Raw genomic sequence first — 16,626 nt, forward strand, 5'->3', positions numbered from 1 at the left:
TCACGACATCCCCTTTTTTCTTTCTGTTTCAATAACAACACTTATATTTTTTGCTCATTGCTTTTTAGTGTCTACAACCAAAAAACCACTAGTAACCAATCGATCTACCAGAGCAGCCTTTACGTCGTCATTAATCTGATCCGGAATATCACTAACATAGAAACAGGGCGTCTTAATGATGAACTCGATGCACTTTTGCGCGCCAAGGTGAATAAAAATCTGTTCACCGGGTTGGCAAAAATCAAGAATGTCTTCGGTAACTGTCAATTCGGACATTGCCAGAGGGTGATGCTTAACTTGTGTTGTCAAAGTAATAGACTGATCAGATTTGCTGTTGGGTAACTTGGGTAACTCCCGAATCATACGAGTTTTTCTTCGGCTGAGTGCGCGCTCAATAAATGCATCATCCTGACAAGCTTCACTTAGTCTCTTTAGATAGTGACGAATTTGCTCAGGAATTTGAGGATTGTTTGGTTGCTCGGTTAGACAATCTCCACGTGGGCCGAGTCCCATTCTTAGAGGCTTATGTAACTCCGAATAATGATCTAGCGCTGCGTTGATAGCGTCTCTAATCGTGACGGGAACAAATCCAATAGCAACATGAATAGACTCAGATGTCGACTGTACCGTATGCGCGGTGCCGCGGGGAAGATAAATTAAGTCACCGGGCTTTACATCGACGGTGTGGTAGTTGTTCATCACTGGAGGCTTCTCCCCGGCAGACTTCCATTTATTCGGTAAAACAGGCGGCTCTTCCGAAATAAACCAACGTTTGGTGCCCTCCAACTGAATAACGATTAAATCGACTTCGTCGTGATGAATGGGCGCGTTTCCGCCTTGCTCACTCCAAAAGATAACCACATTAACGGCAGACTGTATTTGCCGCTCCAGCGCACGGGTAAATAATGTCAGACTGTCGGAAAGATCGGTAACATCAGGGATGCGTACGGTATATCCGGCGTCAAAATACTCCTGAATTAACTCACGAAAAGCGTCCGGACTTTGCACTGCTCGGGCTTTGGGCGCGGGTCCTTTAGGTGCATATGAGTGGCTGGTAAGATTGGGAGCGTATTGAGCAAAACCTTTGAGCAATTGCTGGCGCGGATTCTGACCCGCTAAACTCTCCCTTTGATTATTGTCTTCAGTTAACACAAGTGGTTTCTGGTCCAAGATATTGTCGAAAAACTGTTCATAGGAAAAAGGTGATAATACTGACTCGATTATGTCGTTTACGTTTGCGTGCATCAAATGGCCACTTAGTGTTAAAGGAATGCTTCCATATCCTCTTTATCAGCTGGCTAAAAGTCAATTAAAAGCTTTGCTATGGCCGATGCCTGACATCATTAACTGGGTGTTGTTTGGCTATTTTGAAACCGACCGGGCTTTTTAGTCTGCGTCTGATGATCCAGTTCCCCTTTATAAGAACTACTATTCAACACATGTTTTAGTTAAAGGACTGCGATCATGACTGATAAAATTAAAGCGTTAAGACTGAAAGAGCCATTCGGGCTTGATAATATTCAGGTGACAGAAATGGATGATCCAGGCCAGCCAGGGCCTGGAGAAGTTCGTGTAAAAATAAAAGCAAGCTCTCTTAACTTTCATGATTACGGTGTTGCGGCCGGCTTTATACCGACCGACGACGGGCGTATTCCTATGTCAGACGGAGCCGGTGTAGTGGAAGCTGTTGGCGACGGAGTGGAGGAGTTTAAGGTAGGGGACAATGTCGTTTCTACCTTTTTCCCGTACTGGCAAAGTGGGCCGGCGCCTGTTGGCGACTTCCGCAATACACCGGGTGATGGAATTGATGGCTACGCCAGGGAAGTCGTAGTGCGCCCAACTCAGTTCTTTACTCACCAGCCTAAAAATTATAGTCATGCTGAATCAGCTACCCTGACCACGGCCGGGCTTACTGCGTGGCGTGCTCTGGTGGTGGACGGCGGCATTAAACCGGGTAATACGGTGCTGGTACTAGGTAGTGGTGGCGTCTCCGTATTTGCCTGCCAGCTGGCAAAAAGCCTGGGTGCGACCGTATTTGCAACTTCGTCTTCCAATGACAAGCTGGAGCATTACAAGAGGTTGGGAGCGGATCACCTGATCAACTATAAAGAAGACCCTGAATGGGGTAAAACAGTTCGCAAATTGACCAATGGCCGGGGTGTCGACCACGTCGTTGAAGTCGGTGGACCGGGTACCTTGCCTCAGTCTATTAATGCTGTCGCTATTGCTGGTCATATTGCGCTAATTGGTGTGCTAACCGGAAGTGAAGGTGAAATTCCAACCGCAAAACTAATGGCTAAACAAGCCCGTTTGCAAGGACTCATTGTTGGCAGTTGTGACCATCAAAAAGACTTTGTGCGCGCCTTAGAGACCAATGGCGTTAAACCGGTGATTGATAAAACTTTTGCGTTGGAAGAGTTGGCTGAAGCCTTTCGTTATGAGGAATCAGGCAAACACTTCGGTAAAATTTGCGTAGAGTTTTAGGCTCAGATAGCTCCTGTCGACACGAAAGCCCCTGAGATTCAACCAGGGGCTTTTTTATATCAATTGAAAGGTTACAAATAAAGCTAACGCATACGGCATCTGAGTATGAAAACCCTATTGGCGGCTGGATAATATTTTAGTAGGATTGTTGCTAAAATGTTATTTTTTCTTACGCTAATCAATACATGGAGGTCGATGTGCGCTTTTTGGGTTTATTGCTGCTTGCGCTTGCGTTTACAAGTCATGCTGAAGTTACCGATTGGATCCCTTTTGAGTTGGACAGTGGTCACGTAAGAATTACCGTTGAAGTCGATGGCATTGAAGGCAATGCAATAATTGACTCAGGTTCTCAGCTCAATGTTATTAATAAAAAATTTATAGAAAAGCATGATTTAGAGTACGAAATTTCAACTTTTACGGGCGTTAGCGGCGTTCATCATAAATCGCGTCAACCTATATATGAAAGCGTCCCGACCCAACTCTTTGGCTCTAAAATGGAGCTTAACCTGGTTGGTGCAGACTTTGGTCACTCCGGTAATGCTCTCATTATTGGTGCTCCGTTTTTACGAAACTTTATTGTGCAGTTTGACTATCCCAACGGGCGCTTACGCCTTGCCACTCGTGATGCTCTTAATCTGGATGAAGTTGCTAACTTGCCTATGAGAGCTCAAAAAGGGTCGGGTAGGCCATTGGTCCGGGTCACTCTTAATGATGAAAAAGATATTTGGATGATTCTTGATACCGGTAACAGCGGCGGAATTTATATGAAACGACAGGGGATGGCTCGATGAGTTTGCGCTGGGTAAGACCATGTCACGCGGTGTAAACGGTATTGCTTACACCGACACCTTTACTTTACCGTCCGTTATTTTTGGACCGTTCAAAGTGAAGAATGTGGATGTGGCTGTACCTGTTGCCGGTGAAGAAGCAGACTTTGGAGAACGTTACAAAATTCAACACAGTCGCATAAGAGGCGTTAAGGTTGAGGGGCTAGCCGGCTATGGTGTCTTTAAACACTTTGTCGTTACGCTTGACTATCAAAGCGGCAAAGGGCACGCAGAGCTGCCCTAATTACCTGATGATTGGTTAACGAACCGAATGCTTCATTATTCGAGCCTTCTGGCGTTGCCAGTCGCGCTCTTTAATGGTGTCGCGTTTATCGTGTGACTTTTTACCCCGGGCTAAAAAGACTTCCACCTTTGCCCATGGACCTTTCCAGTACATAGTTGTTGCTACTATGGAATAGCCTTCACGCTCTGAAGCACCAATAAGTTTGTCGAGCTCGCGGCGCTTTAAAAGCAGCTTACGGCTGCGGTCGGGTTCGCAATAAACGTGGCTTGAGGCTTGGTTCAGTGGCTGAATTTCGGCACCCAAAAGGTAAGCCTCGCCATTTTTAATAATGACGTAGCTGTCGCTAATGTTGACCTTGCCAGCCCTTATGCTCTTAATTTCCCAGCCTTGCAAACTAATACCTGCCTCGAACTTGTCTTCAAGGAAGTATTCATGCCGCGCTTTTTTATTACGAGCGATGGTATTGGACGATTGTTGTGGTTTCTTTTTACTCATGGCGGCTATTATACCTATGCGCACTGAAAAGAAAATTGCTTTAAGGGCTTCAAAGCGTTTCTGGTTGCGTTATTATTGCGCAGTTGATTTTTGTTGTAGGGAAAAAAATGCCCAGTATCCAAAAAAGTGCCTTAGTTTCGTACAGCGCCAAACAAATGTTTGATCTTGTTAATCATGTTGAAGCTTATCCGGAGTTTGTTCCCGGTTGTGCTGCGTCGCGTGTACTGGAGTCATCTGGCCAGCAAAAAGTGGCTTCGCTAGACATCAGTAAAGCGGGTATCAGTAAAACCTTTACGACCCGAAATACGCTGCTCGAACCTGAACGTATTGATATGGACCTAGTAAACGGACCATTTAAAAAATTGACCGGTGGTTGGGTGTTTACACCACTGGCAGATGACGCCTGCAAAGTTGAACTTAAGCTGGATTTTGAATTTTCGAGTCGTTTGCTGGGTATGGCCTTCGGTAAAATATTCAGTGAGGTAACCTCGCGCATGGTCGATGCCTTTGTTAAACGAGCCGAGCAGGTTTACGGCAACCAACATGGATAAGAAGTTAACCATAGAAGTGGCTTATGCGACGCCCGAAAAGCAGGTGTTACTGACGGTGCACCCAAAAGAGGGCGCGACGGTGGAAGAGTGCATTAAAATGTCGGATGTGTTCGAACACTTTCCGGAAATTGATCTTGAACAGCAAAAAGTGGGTATCTGGAATAAGACGGTGAAATTAGATGCAAAGCTAAGAGACGGCGATCGCATTGAAATTTATCGTCCGCTAATTGCCGATCCCAAGGCTGTACGTAAACGCCGTGCGGAAGAAGCCAAGCAGTCAGGTCGTGCTGATCGTGTTACCGGCGGCAGACCTGATGCAAAACGCCGAGCGCAGGCTGAGGAGTCTAAGCCAGAATGAAGCTGTATATCATGCGTCATGGTGAAGCGAACTACCCACAGGGCAGTTATTCTGACCGCGAACGCCGTTTAACAACCAACGGTGAACGCGAAGTAATGACAACAACGACCTGGCTGATAGACAAGCAGCCAGAAGTTGACTGTGTTTATGTCAGTCCTTACCTGCGGGCCCAGCAAACGGCTTCTATTTTACTGTCACATTTGAAAACCGGGCAACGCCAGGATTGCGATGACATTACGCCCGACGGCCATGCTGCTTCGGTTGTCAGTTGGCTTGCTGCGGAAATTCAGGAGCATAACTTTAACAGCGTTGTGCTGGTGTCGCACATGCCATTGGTGAGTTACTTGGTGCATGAACTGGATGCCAGTGTACAGCCGCCTATTTTTCCAACAGCCGGCATTGCGGTTGTCGATTTTTCGCCGGAAACCTTACGCGGTAAATTTCAGCAGTTATTAATAGCGGAGCGCTGTGCGGGTTAAATGTTAGCTCGCAACCTTTAACAAAACCAGCAACGAGGCTGCGCCACCCCATTCCAGCGGAGCCTGATGAAACGCCCGAACATGCGGGTGTTGCACTAACCAGTGTGGCAGTTGTTGTTTTAACTTACCGCTCCCATGTCCATGCATAATACAGCAGCAGTCTATATGTTCGCGCTCACATGCCAGTAATAATGCCGCCAGCTCCTGGCGTGCCGTGGCCAGTGTCATACCGTGTAAGTCCAGCAACAACTCGGGCGTGTAGTCTCCCCGACGCAGTTGTTTTACCAAATAAGCAGATTCACCTTCGGCAGCAAAACGCACCGGGCCTTCACCAAAATGTGCTTCAAAATCATCGGAAAAGTAGTGGCTGGCAGAGCGGCTTGCGTCTGCAATCTGTTGCGCGCTGGGGTGTTGTGATAATTGTCGACGTTTGCGCAGCTCTGCAATCTTTGGTGGCTCGGGTGGCAGTTTATCCTGCTTAATACGGGCAGCACCTTTCGCGGCTTCACGAAAAAGCTCAATATCGTCTTCAGAAAGTGATGAGGACTGACGTTTGTTTGCAACCATGATTGATGAAAACCGCGCTGAATTAAGGTATCTTTAAGGCATTAAGTTTATTCAGTATAAAACATTCAGTGGTCGGGAGACAGCCTTTGCAAGTGCGTAATCTGGAACAAGCCATTCAAGAGTTAGTGAGTATTGATGACATTATCCGTTGGAGCGTAACACAGCTGAACCAGTCCGATGTGTATTATGGCCATGGCACGGACAACCCAATTGACGAAGCACGGGCTTTATTAAGCTATGTATTACAACTTACCACTGTTCAGCTGGCTGACATGGGTCATTGCCGACTGTTAACTGCTGAGAAGCACGAGTTTACTGAATTGCTGAAGCAGCGTATTGAGCAACATATTCCGGCAGCTTACCTGACGCATCAAGCCTGGTTCGCGGGTTTGCCCTTTTATGTTGATGAGCGAGTGCTGGTACCACGCTCGCCAATAGCTGAGCTTGTCGAGAACGGCTTTCAGCCGTGGCTGACGCAACAGCCGCGCCGCGTTTTAGATTTATGTACGGGTGGAGGATGTATTGCGATAGCCTGTGCTTACGCTTTTCCTGAAGCAGAGGTCGATGCGTTGGATATTTCGACCGAAGCCCTGGAAGTAGCGGAATTTAATATTGAGCAACACGGTTTAACCCATCAGGTAACGCCTATTCAGTCTGACTTATTTGAGGCGGTTAAAGCTGAGAAGTACGATTTAATTGTCAGTAATCCGCCGTATGTGGATGCAGAAGATATGGCTGACTTGCCGCCGGAATATCATCATGAACCTGAGCTTGGCTTAGCTGCAGGCAATGACGGCTTAATTCTGGTGGATAAAATGCTGTTAGAAGCACCTGACTTACTAAACGATGGTGGCTTGTTTGTCTGTGAAGTGGGTAACTCGATGCCGGCACTTGCCGAAAAGTATCCACGAACGCCTTTTACCTGGCTTGAGTTTGCCAATGGTGGAGACGGCGTTTTCCTTCTGACAAAAGAACAGCTTATTGAACATAAACAACGAGAGACTAAGGTCAGCTAATGCCAGGAAACAGTTTTGGGCAGTTATTTAAAGTAACCACTTTTGGTGAAAGTCACGGCCCTTCGCTGGGCGCCGTTGTGGACGGCTGTCCGGCTGGCCTGGCGCTGACGGAAGCTGATTTACAAGAAGCACTGGATCGCCGTAAACCGGGTCAAAACCGTTACACCACGGCTCGCCGCGAGTCTGACCAGGTAAAGATTCTTTCCGGTGTTTTTGAAGGTGTCACAACCGGCACGCCTATTGGTCTGCTGATAGAAAATACCGATCAACGAAGTCAGGATTACTCTGATATAAAAGATACTTTTCGCCCGGGCCACGCCGACTACACCTACCAGCATAAATACGGTGTAAGAGATTATCGGGGTGGCGGTCGTTCTTCCGCCCGTGAAACTGCAATGCGGGTAGCTGCGGGTGCTATAGCGTACAAACTATTGCAGCAGCAGGGCATTGAAGTTCAGGCCGCGTTGACACAAATGGGTGATGTTGTGGCCAGTAATATTGACTGGCAGCAAGTACGTGATAATGAACTGTTTTGTGGCGATGCCAATGCGGTAGAGCCTATGCAGGATCTTATTCGTCAACTGAAAAAAGAAGGCGACTCGGTTGGCGCAAAAATTCGCGTTCAGGCCACCGGTGTTCCGCCGGGTTGGGGAGAGCCGGTTTTTGACCGGTTAGACGCTGATTTAGCCAAAGCTCTCATGAGTATTAATGCGGTGAAAGCGGTCAGTATTGGCGACGGTTTTGACGTGGTCAGTCAGCGGGGCAGTGAACACCGTGATGAAATGACGCCGGACGGATTTTTGTCGAACCATGCTGGCGGTGTTTTAGGTGGTATTAGTAGTGGGCAACCTGTGTTTGCCGATATTGCGTTAAAGCCGACATCCAGCATTGCCATTAGTGGCCGGACAATTGACCGCTGGGGCAAAGAGCAGGCTATCGTCACCAAAGGCCGTCATGATCCTTGTGTTGGTATACGTGCGGTTCCTATTGTTGAAGCTATGACCAGCCTAGTCCTGGCGGACCATTGGTTACGTCAGCGCGCGCACAACTTGTTAGCACAAACTGAAACGCCGGATATTAGTCGTTAAGCGGATATGAGTCAGAAGTCAGAACATCATTACCAGCGCTTAATTCAGGTGTTTAAGCGCTGTTTCAAAGAAGATTACAACACCTTATTGGTTGCAGGCGAGGACGAGCCTTATTATCAACCAGCAAGGCATGAAGGCGAGTATAACCAGGTGGTGTTCGCGCATGGTTTTTTTGCTTCAGCACTGCACGAAACGGCTCATTGGTGCATAGCCGGTGAAGCTAGGCGCAAGCAGTTTGATTACGGCTATTGGTATGAACCCGACGGACGAAATGAAGCCCAGCAAAAGTCTTTTGAGCAGGTTGAACGAAAACCGCAAGCGTTGGAATGGTTATTTTCATTATGCTGTGACTTTCCTTTTCAAGTCAGCGTAGATAATCTCAATGGCGTGGAAGTAGACAGGCAGGCTTTTACCGAAAAGGTGGCAGAGCAACTCACTCAATTGCTGGAAACTGATGCGCTACCAAAGCGTGCGGTAACGTTTGCAAAAGCGTTGTGTCGGGAGTTTAATTGTAGCTGGCCTAACCGCCAAAAAGTTCGTATTCATTATTAGTTAATAACAAGGAGTTACTTATGTTCTTAAGAGCGTTATTAGTTGCTATAGCGGTATTAGGCTTATCTGCCTGCGAAACGATAGAAGGCGCGGGGCGTGACTTAGAAAAAGCAGGCGAAGCGATTCAAGATGAGGCTAACGACGAATAAATAATGGAAGTGAGCAGTAAGCTGACCGTTGGTCTCATTATAAACCCCTATGCGGGGATTGGCGGCGCCTTAGCTTTGAAAGGAAGCGATGGCGCCGATATTCGCGAAAAAGCATTATCTGCCGGCGCTGAAAAAAAGGCATCGAAACGCGCAGAAACCGCATTACAATTACTCCAACCATACAAGCAACAGTTGAATTTTGTCACCGCTGAGAATGAAATGGGGGCAGACAGTCTAAATACCCTCGGCTTCTCTTTTGAGTCGGTTTATTCAGCTGCAGAATCACCATCTTCGCCTGAAGACACTAAAAAAGCAGTGTCAGCAATTATTGCTCACAAGGTCGATATCCTTTTATTTGCCGGAGGTGACGGTACCGCACGCGATATTTATGAAATGGTGCCTGAACAACAACTGGTATTGGGGATACCCGCCGGGGTAAAAATCCATTCTGGAGTGTATGCTATTAGCCCTACAGCCGCGGGGCGAGTTATTGAGAAAATTCTTCAGGGAGAGTTATCAAGTATTCATAATGCCGACGTTATGGATATTGACGAAGAGGCTTTTAGAAAAGGTACGGTAAAAGCCAGACGTTTTGGTGAAATGTCAGTACCGGCGGAGCTGGAATACGTTCAGGCAGTAAAAATGGGCGGCAAAGAAAGTGATGAACTGGTTCTGGACGATATTGCTGCAGAGATTATTGAACGGGTTGATGATGAACTTTTAGTAATGGGGTCGGGTTCTACAGTGGAAGCCGTTATGCAGGCAATGGGGCACGAGAACACCTTACTTGGCGTTGACTTGGTTCAAAACGATAACTTACTAGCCAGCGATGTTACTGAAAGCCGTTTGTATGAAGAATTGAGTCAGCATAAAACGGGAAGCATTAAATTGGTTATCACCCTAATAGGCGGGCAAGGTCATTTATTTGGCCGGGGTAATCAGCAGTTGAGTCCTAGAGTTATTCGCCATATTGGTAAAGACAATATATGGGTCGTTGCAACTAAGACTAAGCTACAGGCACTGAACAATAAGCCGTTGCGGGTCGATACGGGCGATGCTGAATTAGACAGTTCGCTTTCAGGAACTATCCGGGTAATTACCGGCTACCACGACGAAGTTCTTATGCCGGTGGCAGCCGTCAATTAGTCTCTCTAATCTATTTAGAACTGAGACTTAGGCATATGGACCACTAAGCCGTCCAGCTCGTCAGTTATTTCTATTTGGCAGCTAAGCCGACTGTTTTCCTGCGGCTCCATGACCATATCGATCATATCTTCTTCCTGCTCTGACGGAGCAGGGAGCTTATCCTGCCACTCAGGCGGAATGTAGCAATGGCAAGTTGCACACGACATAACGCCGCCGCACTCTCCAATAATGCCGTCAATAAAGTTCTCGACTGCGGCTTCCATAACGTTGGTTCCCGAGTCGACTGTGGCTTCAAACTGATTCCCATCGGCATCGACGAAATAAACGGTTGGCATGATAAATTCTGTATCCTGTTTAAAAAATAAAAAGTGAACAACAAATTACGCGGCAATTAGGATAAAATACCTGCCTTTTAACCACAACGCCAAACTTTCAAGGTTTCTCATGCTGGAAAAGCTGTTTTCAATTAAAGCAAGTGGTAGTTCTGTTAAGTCCGAGATTATTGGTGGACTGACAACTTTCCTGACCATGGCTTACATTATCTTTGTTAACCCGTCTATTTTGAGCGAAACGGGTATGGATTACGGCGCTGTATTTGTCGCCACTTGTTTAGCGGCAGCTATTGGTTGTCTGATTATGGGGTTGTGGGCGAACTACCCAGTAGCACTGGCGCCGGGAATGGGGTTAAACGCCTTTTTCACTTACACCGTTGTATTTAGCATGGGGTATACCTGGCAAACGGCTTTGGGGGCTGTATTCTTCTCTGGTTGTTTGTTCTTTTTACTTTCTGCTTTTCGGGTGCGCGAGTGGATTATAAAATCCATTCCTACCACCTTACGTTTGGCTATAGCCGCCGGTATTGGTGCATTTTTGGCGTTAATTGGCTTGCAGAATGCCAACATAATTGTCGCCAACGACGCAACAATGGTGAGCTTAGGCTCTTTATCTGAACCCTCTGTGCTGCTGGCAGCAGCAGGCTTCTTCCTTATTATTGGTTTGGTTGCACGGCAAGTACAGGGTGCGGCATTAATCAGTATTTTGCTGGTCACTCTTATTGCCTGGGCAACGGGGTTAGTTGAATATAATGGTATTGTATCGGCCCCTCCAAGTCTGCTTCCCACCTTTATGCAAATGGACTTAGCGGCAGCTTTCGATATTGGTATGTTGTCCGTTATTTTTGCATTTCTGTTCGTGGACTTATTTGATACCTCAGGCACTTTGCTGGCCGTTGCACAAAAAGCGGGTCTGGCAAAGGCCAACGGTGAAATGCCCCGGCTGAATAAAGCGCTAATGGCGGACAGTACTGCCACCGTCGCGGGGTCAATACTGGGTACTTCAACCACCACCAGCTACATAGAATCTGCAGCAGGAGTCGCTTCGGGTGGCAAAACCGGGCTTGCTGCGGTGGTGGTCGGTATTCTCTTTCTTTTGGCAATGTTTTTCGCGCCGTTGGCTGGTATGATCCCAGCTTACGCAACCGCCGGGGCAATAATTTACGTTGCTGTTTTAATGTTGTTTACACTCAAAGACGTAAAGTGGGATGACATTACGGAGGCCGCACCTGTTGCTGTGGTTTTATTGATGACACCACTGACATTTTCAATAGCAGATGGTATTGCGTTAGGTTTTATCAGTTACGTTGTGGTGAAATTACTCGGCGGACGCTATCAAGATTTAACACCGAGCGTAATTTTCTTAGGCGCGCTTTTTGTCGCTAAATTTATTTGGTTAGGGTAACGAAATTATGGGATGGCATTCAAACCGCGAGTTTTTTGTATCATGGGAAGAGTTGCACCGTGCGACGCGTGAACTGGCGCGCCGTCAATTACCGGCGGAGCAATATAAAGGTATTATTGCGGTAAGCCGTGGCGGCTTAGTGCCAGCGGCTATTGTGGCGCGTGAGCTAAATATTCGTGTGGTCGACTGTGTGGCGGTGAGTTCCTATGATCACACCGAGCAACGAGACGACTTACAGGTAATGAAAGATGTTACCGCAACGACTGATGGTGAAGGCTTTTTGGTTGTAGACGACTTAGTTGATACAGGTAATACCCTGAAGTTCTTACGTGACCGCTTACCAAAAGCAAAGTTTGTTACGGTTTATGCAAAACCGGCAGGAATGGAATTGGTTGATGATTTTGTTGCTGATTTAGCACAAGACACCTGGATTCACTTCCCCTGGGACATGCACTTGCATTACATTGAGCCGTTGGCAGGGCAGGAATCTTAAAACTCGCTCTGTTAAGGTAAAAAGGCCTGATAGTTTAGCTATCAGGCCTTTTTCTTTGTTTATTGAGTTCAGAACTGCTGTTTAATGAAGTTAACGCAGTCGTCTAAACTGACTTTTTGCTTCTCGCCGCCTTTACGACTCTGGTACTCAACCTGGTTTTCATCCAGGTTACGTTCACCAACCACAACCTGATGTGGAATACCTATGAGCTCCATGTCTGTAAACATGACTCCAGGACGCTCTTTACGGTCGTCAAACAGAACATCAATACCTTGAGCCTTCAAGTCTTCGTAAAGCTTCTCAGCGGCCGCCTGAACACGTGCTGACTTATGCATGTTCATTGGCACAATAACGACCTGGAAGGGCGCCAGGGCATCTGGCCAGCATATACCACGCTCGTCGTTATTCTGTTCTATTGCTGCAGCAACAATGCGCGATACACCAATACCATAACAACCCATAGTCAGAGTTTCATGTTTACCGGTTTCAGACAGTACACCAACTTTCATGGCATCACTGTACTTTGTGCCGAGCTGGAAAATATGGCCCACTTCAATGCCTCGGGCAATTTTCACTTTACCCTGACCACAAGGGCTTGGGTCGCCGGCAACAACATTGCGAATATCCACTACGGTAGAGTCCGGAGTGTCGCGCTCCCAGTTGACGCCCGTCAGCCAATGACCATTTTCATTGGCGCCACAGGCGAAATCGGCCAGGTGAGCGGCACTGCGATCAACCAGCAATGGGAGCTTTGCCTTTACTACGCCAATGTAAGGCGCTTCTATACCCGTTGCTTTTTCAGTTTGAGTCAGTATTTCCAACGGAGCCGCGACTTGTTCGAGTTTTTCCGCTTTCACTGTATTCAGTTCATGGTCCGCGCGTAATACAAGTTGAATGTACTCGGCTTCAATGTCATCTGATGCTTTGACAATAACGGACTTAACAGCTTGCTGACTTTCTACAGATAGTGGCTGTAATACAGCGGCCAGTTCATCACCGTGTACTTGATGTTTTTCCATTTTTTGCGTTGCAGCAGGGCGTTCTCCTGCAGGGGCCAAAGCTTCGGCCATTTCCACATTGGCGGCATAATCTGACGAGTCAGAAAATGCGATAGCGTCTTCACCGGAGCTGGCCAAAACGTGGAACTCGTGCGAGTGACTTCCGCCAATAGAGCCTGTGTCAGCAATAACCGGACGATAATCCAGACCCAGGCGCTCAAAAATACGGCTGTACGCTTTGTACATGTCATCGTAAGTTTTTTGCAGCGACTCGTCAGTGAGATGGAAAGAGTAAGCGTCCTTCATCATAAACTCACGTGCACGCATAACGCCAAAACGAGGGCGAATTTCGTCGCGGAATTTTGTCTGGATCTGGAATAAGGTTAATGGCAGTTGCTTATAGCTACTGACTTCCTTGCGTACCAACTGACTGATAATTTCCTCGTGGGTTGGGCCCAGTAAGAAGTCACGTTGATTGCGATCCTTGATACGCAATAACTCCGGGCCGTAATCATCCCAGCGTCCAGATTCCTGCCAGAGATCGGCCGGTTGTACCATTGGCATTAAAATTTCCAATGCGTTAATGGCTTCCATTTCCTCACGGACAACATTCTCAACTTTACGTAGTACACGCAGGCCGGTGGGAGTCCAGGTATAAAGTCCGGCGGCGACCTTACGGATCATGCCTGCCCGCAACATAAGCTGATGACTCACGATCTCAGCGTCAGAAGGTGTTTCTTTAAGCGTAGATAATAAATATTGGCTGCTGCGCATAGTCCGGCATCTCTGCAATTTATAGTGGTCAAAAATTAGAGCGAAGTTTAGCAGTGTCTGACTCAGCTCAAAAGCCTTTTACGGCTGTTTTAATGAGATTTCTTCAACAAAAACGGTGTTTTGTTGTACATACCAACGAATATTATAGTTTAAAAGTGCGGTGCCGTACGTTCTCTGGGGCGACTGCGCTTTGTGATAGGCCGGCCGAGGGTCCTGACTAAGTACCTCAGTAGCCAGTGTCCTTAGGCCGGAAGAGCTCGAGTGTGCGCTTTTCAACACGGCCTCGGCGGCGTCCGAAAATTTTACTTTCATACGAGACTCAGGCTTTTCTTGTGCAAATCCCGCTCGGGCATCGGTAATAGAGTCAACGTAGGGAATATAAGGCTTTATATCGACAATTGGCGTTTTATCGACTAAATCTGCTCCGCGAACAGTCAAGACGACATTCGGTTCCGTTTGTACCGCAATCAGTTCGACAACGGACAAACCCAACTGGTTAGGCCGAAACGGAGAACGTGTGGCAAATACCCCTAACTGTTGGTTACCGCCCAAGCGCGGCGGCCGGACTCTTTCCTGCCAGGTATCGTGCTGATGAAACTCGAAAGTTAGCCAAAGGTGTGAAAACTGCTCGATGCCTTCTATGGCTTGTGCGTGCTGGTAGTCACCAACCAGTTCCACTTGAGCAAGTGCAGAAGGAACCAACCCCGGCTGTCGGGGAACGCTGAATTTCTCAGGAAAAGGCGTACGGATAACCGCAACCTGTGTCAGTTGTTGCTGGCTTTTCATATCGCCTCCGTTAGTGAACACGCGAAATACAGGTAGCCAATTTCACCACATAGTTAGCTATTTCGCTAACTGATTACTTTTCGATTTGTTTAAGTATTTGATATTAAAAGGTTTTAATCTTTGGCATAAGCGTTGCAGAGCTAATCAATAAATTACATGACGTGCTTTAGAGTTTGGCATGAACGGTTTTAATAACAATAGGAAAAGAAAAATGATGAAACATAAAATTTGGCCTTTAACTTTAGGTTTTATCGGCTTAGTTACGCTTAGCACAGCGGCTTTCTCTGCAAATGATAGCGAGCGCACTCTGACTGACAGCTATATTGTCAGCAGCGATACAGAAATTCGCCTGGATGCAACGGTCGGGACTGTTGAGCTAAGGGTTACTGAAGGTGAGGTGGTTGAAATTGAACTGCGCGTTGAATCTGATGATGACGGCTGGTTTGCCAGTGGTGGTGATTTGTCAGAGGTGCTCATAAAAGGGGAGCGTAGCGGTAATCAGTTGGAAATATCCGCCACACCGCACGATGATATGTCTCAACATTGGAAGGTGTCAGTTCCTCGCTCACGGTTACTGGAAGTAAATTTGGGTGTTGGCGAAATATCCGGTGACTTGCCATTCAACAATGTAAAAGTAGATTTGGGCGTAGGCGATGTGTCACTGAACCTTGCCAACGGTGAGTATGGTTTGGTTGAAGCTTCAGTAGGTGTTGGCGATACCAGCTTGAGAAACTTCGGTAATACTCAGGAAAACAGAATGTTAGTAACATCGGAATCCAGTTATCGGGGTAATGGTTCGACGGATGTTCAGGTTGAAGTTGGGGTAGGTGACGTGACGTTAACCAGAAGCAACTAATCACGCCACCGAATTGCACGGCCTACACAGCTGACTTCACTGTAACAGATGGAGTCGGCTTTAGGTTTTAATGAAAAACACTGGGTTTTAATGACGGCATGTGCTTTAAATCGAACAGCGTCGACCCGCAGAGCTTGAATAGCTTTGTTATCTGACGCCGGTTCACCGTTAAATTGCCGCTGGCAGCTTTCACCATTTACAACACTAACGAGCTCGTACGCCCGCGATGGCGTGTCGCCTGTATGGTAAATTCTTATGTCACCCGAGTCGATTTGATTAAAGCCTCCTGGCATCTGAGGTAAGATGCTGCAGGCAGAAAGGCCGAATAATGGCGTTAATACGAATGCTATGAAACGATAGCGCAATGTCGATCCTTGCCAGTTTGAATTTTCTATAGCCTAATCAAGCTGAGTCTATTGTTCAACAAAAAGCGTAGTCTTGATTAATTATTCATCGCGACTACGCATAAATTCGTCTTATTACTTAATTAAAAAAGACTCTAAAGGTTTGCCATTATCAATCGCTGTTTTCATAGCTTTTGGCATGCGCCCCTGACCGGTCCAGGTTTGCTTTTCACCATTTTCATCAGTGTATTCATATTTAGGCGGCTTAGGCGCTCTTTTCTTGCGAGTTGTTTTAACAATAGGCTCTCCACCCAGCTCTTGCTCTAATATGTCTGAAAGCTCGATACCGGCGTCTGCCATTGCACTTTTAAACTCTTCAATTTTCTTTTGTTTGGCTTCATGCTGGCGCAGTTTCTCAGCTTCTTCTTCACGACGCTGAGCGATAACCGAATCGAACTTTTCTTTAATGCTTTCCAGTTCATTTAAGTTAAGTTCTTTTAGTGCAGCTTTTAAACGACGCTCATGACGCAGAATATTAATGAAATCACTCATTGATGCTTACCTTATTTGATTGACTTAAATTTCATGTTGATTTGTTTTCATTATAGCGAGATAAAGTATTTTAATTGAAGTTTATTATTAATTAAAAATTATGTGTCAAACAGAAAAAGCGGATCATTGA

At 46.7% G+C, this 16,626-nt stretch carries 22 protein-coding genes; 14 read left to right on the forward strand and 8 right to left on the reverse strand.

Going from position 1 to position 16,626, the window contains the following annotated elements; all coding sequences use genetic code 11:
- Window positions 1-54: 54 nt before the first annotated feature.
- Window positions 55-1,245 (reverse strand): JmjC domain-containing protein, encoded by a 1,191-nt coding sequence (locus tag VBY75_RS01215; protein ID WP_416510673.1) that lies wholly within the window; start codon window positions 1,243-1,245, stop codon window positions 55-57.
- 219 nt (window positions 1,246-1,464) lie between these two features.
- Between VBY75_RS01215 and VBY75_RS01220 the strand changes: the two genes are divergently transcribed.
- The 3 genes from VBY75_RS01220 (at window position 1,465) to VBY75_RS01230 (ending at window position 3,555) form a co-directional block, all read left to right on the forward strand.
- Window positions 1,465-2,484, forward strand: a complete 1,020-nt coding sequence (locus tag VBY75_RS01220) for a zinc-dependent alcohol dehydrogenase family protein (RefSeq protein WP_416510675.1) — start codon at window positions 1,465-1,467, stop codon at window positions 2,482-2,484.
- Between the two features lie 197 nt (window positions 2,485-2,681).
- The gene (locus tag VBY75_RS01225; RefSeq protein ID WP_416510677.1) at window positions 2,682-3,275 is read left to right on the forward strand and encodes a hypothetical protein; all 594 of its coding nucleotides are present in this window, start codon (window positions 2,682-2,684) and stop codon (window positions 3,273-3,275) included.
- 19 nt (window positions 3,276-3,294) lie between these two features.
- Window positions 3,295-3,555 (forward strand): hypothetical protein, encoded by a 261-nt coding sequence (locus VBY75_RS01230; RefSeq protein WP_416510679.1) that lies wholly within the window; start codon window positions 3,295-3,297, stop codon window positions 3,553-3,555.
- Between the two features lie 15 nt (window positions 3,556-3,570).
- On the opposite strand, the gene smpB is transcribed toward VBY75_RS01230, so the two are convergent.
- Complete coding sequence (smpB, locus tag VBY75_RS01235) at window positions 3,571-4,050, reverse strand: SsrA-binding protein SmpB (RefSeq protein ID WP_054488260.1); 480 nt, start codon at window positions 4,048-4,050, stop codon at window positions 3,571-3,573.
- A gap of 107 nt (window positions 4,051-4,157) precedes the next feature.
- Between smpB and VBY75_RS01240 the strand changes: the two genes are divergently transcribed.
- From VBY75_RS01240 to sixA, 3 genes are read left to right on the forward strand one after another with little or no spacing between them, the layout of a single operon-like run.
- Window positions 4,158-4,601, forward strand: a complete 444-nt coding sequence (locus VBY75_RS01240; protein WP_222235490.1) for a type II toxin-antitoxin system RatA family toxin — start codon at window positions 4,158-4,160, stop codon at window positions 4,599-4,601.
- Window positions 4,594-4,959, forward strand: coding sequence for an RnfH family protein (locus VBY75_RS01245; protein ID WP_054488256.1), 366 nt, complete (start codon window positions 4,594-4,596; stop codon window positions 4,957-4,959). The genes VBY75_RS01240 and VBY75_RS01245 overlap by 8 nt, the downstream gene beginning before the upstream one ends.
- A complete protein-coding gene (gene sixA / locus VBY75_RS01250) occupies window positions 4,956-5,438 on the forward strand; it encodes a phosphohistidine phosphatase SixA (protein ID WP_054488255.1) in 483 nt (160 codons plus the stop codon). The genes VBY75_RS01245 and sixA overlap by 4 nt, the downstream gene beginning before the upstream one ends.
- A gap of 3 nt (window positions 5,439-5,441) precedes the next feature.
- Here the strand turns inward: sixA and smrB are convergent, their stop codons facing one another.
- Window positions 5,442-6,005 (reverse strand): endonuclease SmrB, encoded by a 564-nt coding sequence (gene smrB / locus VBY75_RS01255; protein ID WP_199494216.1) that lies wholly within the window; start codon window positions 6,003-6,005, stop codon window positions 5,442-5,444.
- 86 nt (window positions 6,006-6,091) lie between these two features.
- On the opposite strand from smrB, the gene prmB reads away from it, so the two are divergent.
- From prmB to VBY75_RS01280, 5 genes are read left to right on the forward strand one after another with little or no spacing between them, the layout of a single operon-like run.
- Window positions 6,092-7,021, forward strand: coding sequence for a 50S ribosomal protein L3 N(5)-glutamine methyltransferase (gene prmB / locus VBY75_RS01260; protein ID WP_222235488.1), 930 nt, complete (start codon window positions 6,092-6,094; stop codon window positions 7,019-7,021).
- Entirely contained in the window at window positions 7,021-8,109 is a 1,089-nt protein-coding gene (gene aroC / locus VBY75_RS01265) for a chorismate synthase (RefSeq protein WP_416510683.1), read from the forward strand. Before prmB ends, aroC begins: the two co-directional genes overlap by 1 nt.
- Before the next feature lie 6 nt (window positions 8,110-8,115).
- Window positions 8,116-8,661, forward strand: coding sequence for an elongation factor P hydroxylase (locus VBY75_RS01270; RefSeq protein ID WP_199494214.1), 546 nt, complete (start codon window positions 8,116-8,118; stop codon window positions 8,659-8,661).
- A 20-nt stretch (window positions 8,662-8,681) separates the two neighbouring features.
- Window positions 8,682-8,810, forward strand: a complete 129-nt coding sequence (locus VBY75_RS01275) for an entericidin A/B family lipoprotein (RefSeq protein ID WP_074930774.1) — start codon at window positions 8,682-8,684, stop codon at window positions 8,808-8,810.
- 3 nt (window positions 8,811-8,813) lie between these two features.
- On the forward strand, window positions 8,814-9,956 hold the full coding sequence (locus VBY75_RS01280) for an ATP-NAD kinase family protein (RefSeq protein WP_199494213.1): 1,143 nt from the start codon (window positions 8,814-8,816) through the stop codon (window positions 9,954-9,956).
- A 14-nt stretch (window positions 9,957-9,970) separates the two neighbouring features.
- Here the strand turns inward: VBY75_RS01280 and VBY75_RS01285 are convergent, their stop codons facing one another.
- On the reverse strand, window positions 9,971-10,291 hold the full coding sequence (locus tag VBY75_RS01285; protein WP_054488243.1) for a 2Fe-2S iron-sulfur cluster-binding protein: 321 nt from the start codon (window positions 10,289-10,291) through the stop codon (window positions 9,971-9,973).
- A 109-nt stretch (window positions 10,292-10,400) separates the two neighbouring features.
- Here VBY75_RS01285 and VBY75_RS01290 point away from each other — a divergent pair, with 109 nt between their 5' ends.
- Together VBY75_RS01290 and gpt are read left to right on the forward strand one after the other, a co-directional pair.
- Window positions 10,401-11,693, forward strand: a complete 1,293-nt coding sequence (locus VBY75_RS01290; RefSeq protein ID WP_054488239.1) for an NCS2 family permease — start codon at window positions 10,401-10,403, stop codon at window positions 11,691-11,693.
- A 7-nt stretch (window positions 11,694-11,700) separates the two neighbouring features.
- On the forward strand, window positions 11,701-12,186 hold the full coding sequence (gpt, locus tag VBY75_RS01295) for a xanthine phosphoribosyltransferase (protein WP_054488237.1): 486 nt from the start codon (window positions 11,701-11,703) through the stop codon (window positions 12,184-12,186).
- 68 nt (window positions 12,187-12,254) lie between these two features.
- Here gpt and VBY75_RS01300 read toward each other — a convergent pair whose 3' ends face one another.
- Together VBY75_RS01300 and tsaA are read right to left on the reverse strand one after the other, a co-directional pair.
- Window positions 12,255-13,958, reverse strand: coding sequence for a proline--tRNA ligase (locus VBY75_RS01300; RefSeq protein ID WP_416510687.1), 1,704 nt, complete (start codon window positions 13,956-13,958; stop codon window positions 12,255-12,257).
- A gap of 78 nt (window positions 13,959-14,036) precedes the next feature.
- Window positions 14,037-14,744: a tRNA (N6-threonylcarbamoyladenosine(37)-N6)-methyltransferase TrmO gene (tsaA, locus tag VBY75_RS01305; protein ID WP_199494210.1), complete on the reverse strand. Its 708-nt coding sequence runs from the start codon at window positions 14,742-14,744 to the stop codon at window positions 14,037-14,039.
- Between the two features lie 211 nt (window positions 14,745-14,955).
- On the opposite strand from tsaA, the gene VBY75_RS01310 reads away from it, so the two are divergent.
- Window positions 14,956-15,600 carry a hypothetical protein gene (locus tag VBY75_RS01310; RefSeq protein ID WP_278356540.1) on the forward strand — a complete coding sequence of 215 codons (645 nt, stop codon included), beginning with the start codon at window positions 14,956-14,958 and terminating at the stop codon, window positions 15,598-15,600.
- Here the strand turns inward: VBY75_RS01310 and rcsF are convergent.
- Window positions 15,597-15,893: an Rcs stress response system protein RcsF gene (gene rcsF, locus VBY75_RS01315; RefSeq protein ID WP_199494218.1), complete on the reverse strand. Its 297-nt coding sequence runs from the start codon at window positions 15,891-15,893 to the stop codon at window positions 15,597-15,599. The genes VBY75_RS01310 and rcsF overlap by 4 nt on opposite strands.
- Before the next feature lie 186 nt (window positions 15,894-16,079).
- Window positions 16,080-16,496 (reverse strand): H-NS family nucleoid-associated regulatory protein, encoded by a 417-nt coding sequence (locus VBY75_RS01320; protein ID WP_054488227.1) that lies wholly within the window; start codon window positions 16,494-16,496, stop codon window positions 16,080-16,082.
- Window positions 16,497-16,626 lie beyond the last annotated feature (130 nt).

The organism is Idiomarina sp. HB (assembly GCF_048059115.1).
Taxonomy (GTDB): Bacteria; Pseudomonadota; Gammaproteobacteria; order Enterobacterales; family Alteromonadaceae; genus Idiomarina; species Idiomarina abyssalis.

Coding starts and splice junctions, on each gene's coding strand:
- VBY75_RS01215 (WP_416510673.1), bottom strand. CDS start 1,245: ATGCACGCAAACGTAAACGACATAATCGAGTCAGTATTATCACCTTTT.
- VBY75_RS01220 (WP_416510675.1), top strand. CDS start 1,465: ATGACTGATAAAATTAAAGCGTTAAGACTGAAAGAGCCATTCGGGCTT.
- VBY75_RS01230 (WP_416510679.1), top strand. CDS start 3,295: ATGTCACGCGGTGTAAACGGTATTGCTTACACCGACACCTTTACTTTA.
- smpB (WP_054488260.1), bottom strand. CDS start 4,050: ATGAGTAAAAAGAAACCACAACAATCGTCCAATACCATCGCTCGTAAT.
- VBY75_RS01240 (WP_222235490.1), top strand. CDS start 4,158: ATGCCCAGTATCCAAAAAAGTGCCTTAGTTTCGTACAGCGCCAAACAA.
- VBY75_RS01245 (WP_054488256.1), top strand. CDS start 4,594: ATGGATAAGAAGTTAACCATAGAAGTGGCTTATGCGACGCCCGAAAAG.
- sixA (WP_054488255.1), top strand. CDS start 4,956: ATGAAGCTGTATATCATGCGTCATGGTGAAGCGAACTACCCACAGGGC.
- smrB (WP_199494216.1), bottom strand. CDS start 6,005: ATGGTTGCAAACAAACGTCAGTCCTCATCACTTTCTGAAGACGATATT.
- aroC (WP_416510683.1), top strand. CDS start 7,021: ATGCCAGGAAACAGTTTTGGGCAGTTATTTAAAGTAACCACTTTTGGT.
- VBY75_RS01270 (WP_199494214.1), top strand. CDS start 8,116: ATGAGTCAGAAGTCAGAACATCATTACCAGCGCTTAATTCAGGTGTTT.
- VBY75_RS01275 (WP_074930774.1), top strand. CDS start 8,682: ATGTTCTTAAGAGCGTTATTAGTTGCTATAGCGGTATTAGGCTTATCT.
- VBY75_RS01280 (WP_199494213.1), top strand. CDS start 8,814: ATGGAAGTGAGCAGTAAGCTGACCGTTGGTCTCATTATAAACCCCTAT.
- VBY75_RS01285 (WP_054488243.1), bottom strand. CDS start 10,291: ATGCCAACCGTTTATTTCGTCGATGCCGATGGGAATCAGTTTGAAGCC.
- VBY75_RS01290 (WP_054488239.1), top strand. CDS start 10,401: ATGCTGGAAAAGCTGTTTTCAATTAAAGCAAGTGGTAGTTCTGTTAAG.
- gpt (WP_054488237.1), top strand. CDS start 11,701: ATGGGATGGCATTCAAACCGCGAGTTTTTTGTATCATGGGAAGAGTTG.
- VBY75_RS01300 (WP_416510687.1), bottom strand. CDS start 13,958: ATGCGCAGCAGCCAATATTTATTATCTACGCTTAAAGAAACACCTTCT.
- tsaA (WP_199494210.1), bottom strand. CDS start 14,744: ATGAAAAGCCAGCAACAACTGACACAGGTTGCGGTTATCCGTACGCCT.
- VBY75_RS01310 (WP_278356540.1), top strand. CDS start 14,956: ATGATGAAACATAAAATTTGGCCTTTAACTTTAGGTTTTATCGGCTTA.
- rcsF (WP_199494218.1), bottom strand. CDS start 15,893: ATGCCAGGAGGCTTTAATCAAATCGACTCGGGTGACATAAGAATTTAC.
- VBY75_RS01320 (WP_054488227.1), bottom strand. CDS start 16,496: ATGAGTGATTTCATTAATATTCTGCGTCATGAGCGTCGTTTAAAAGCT.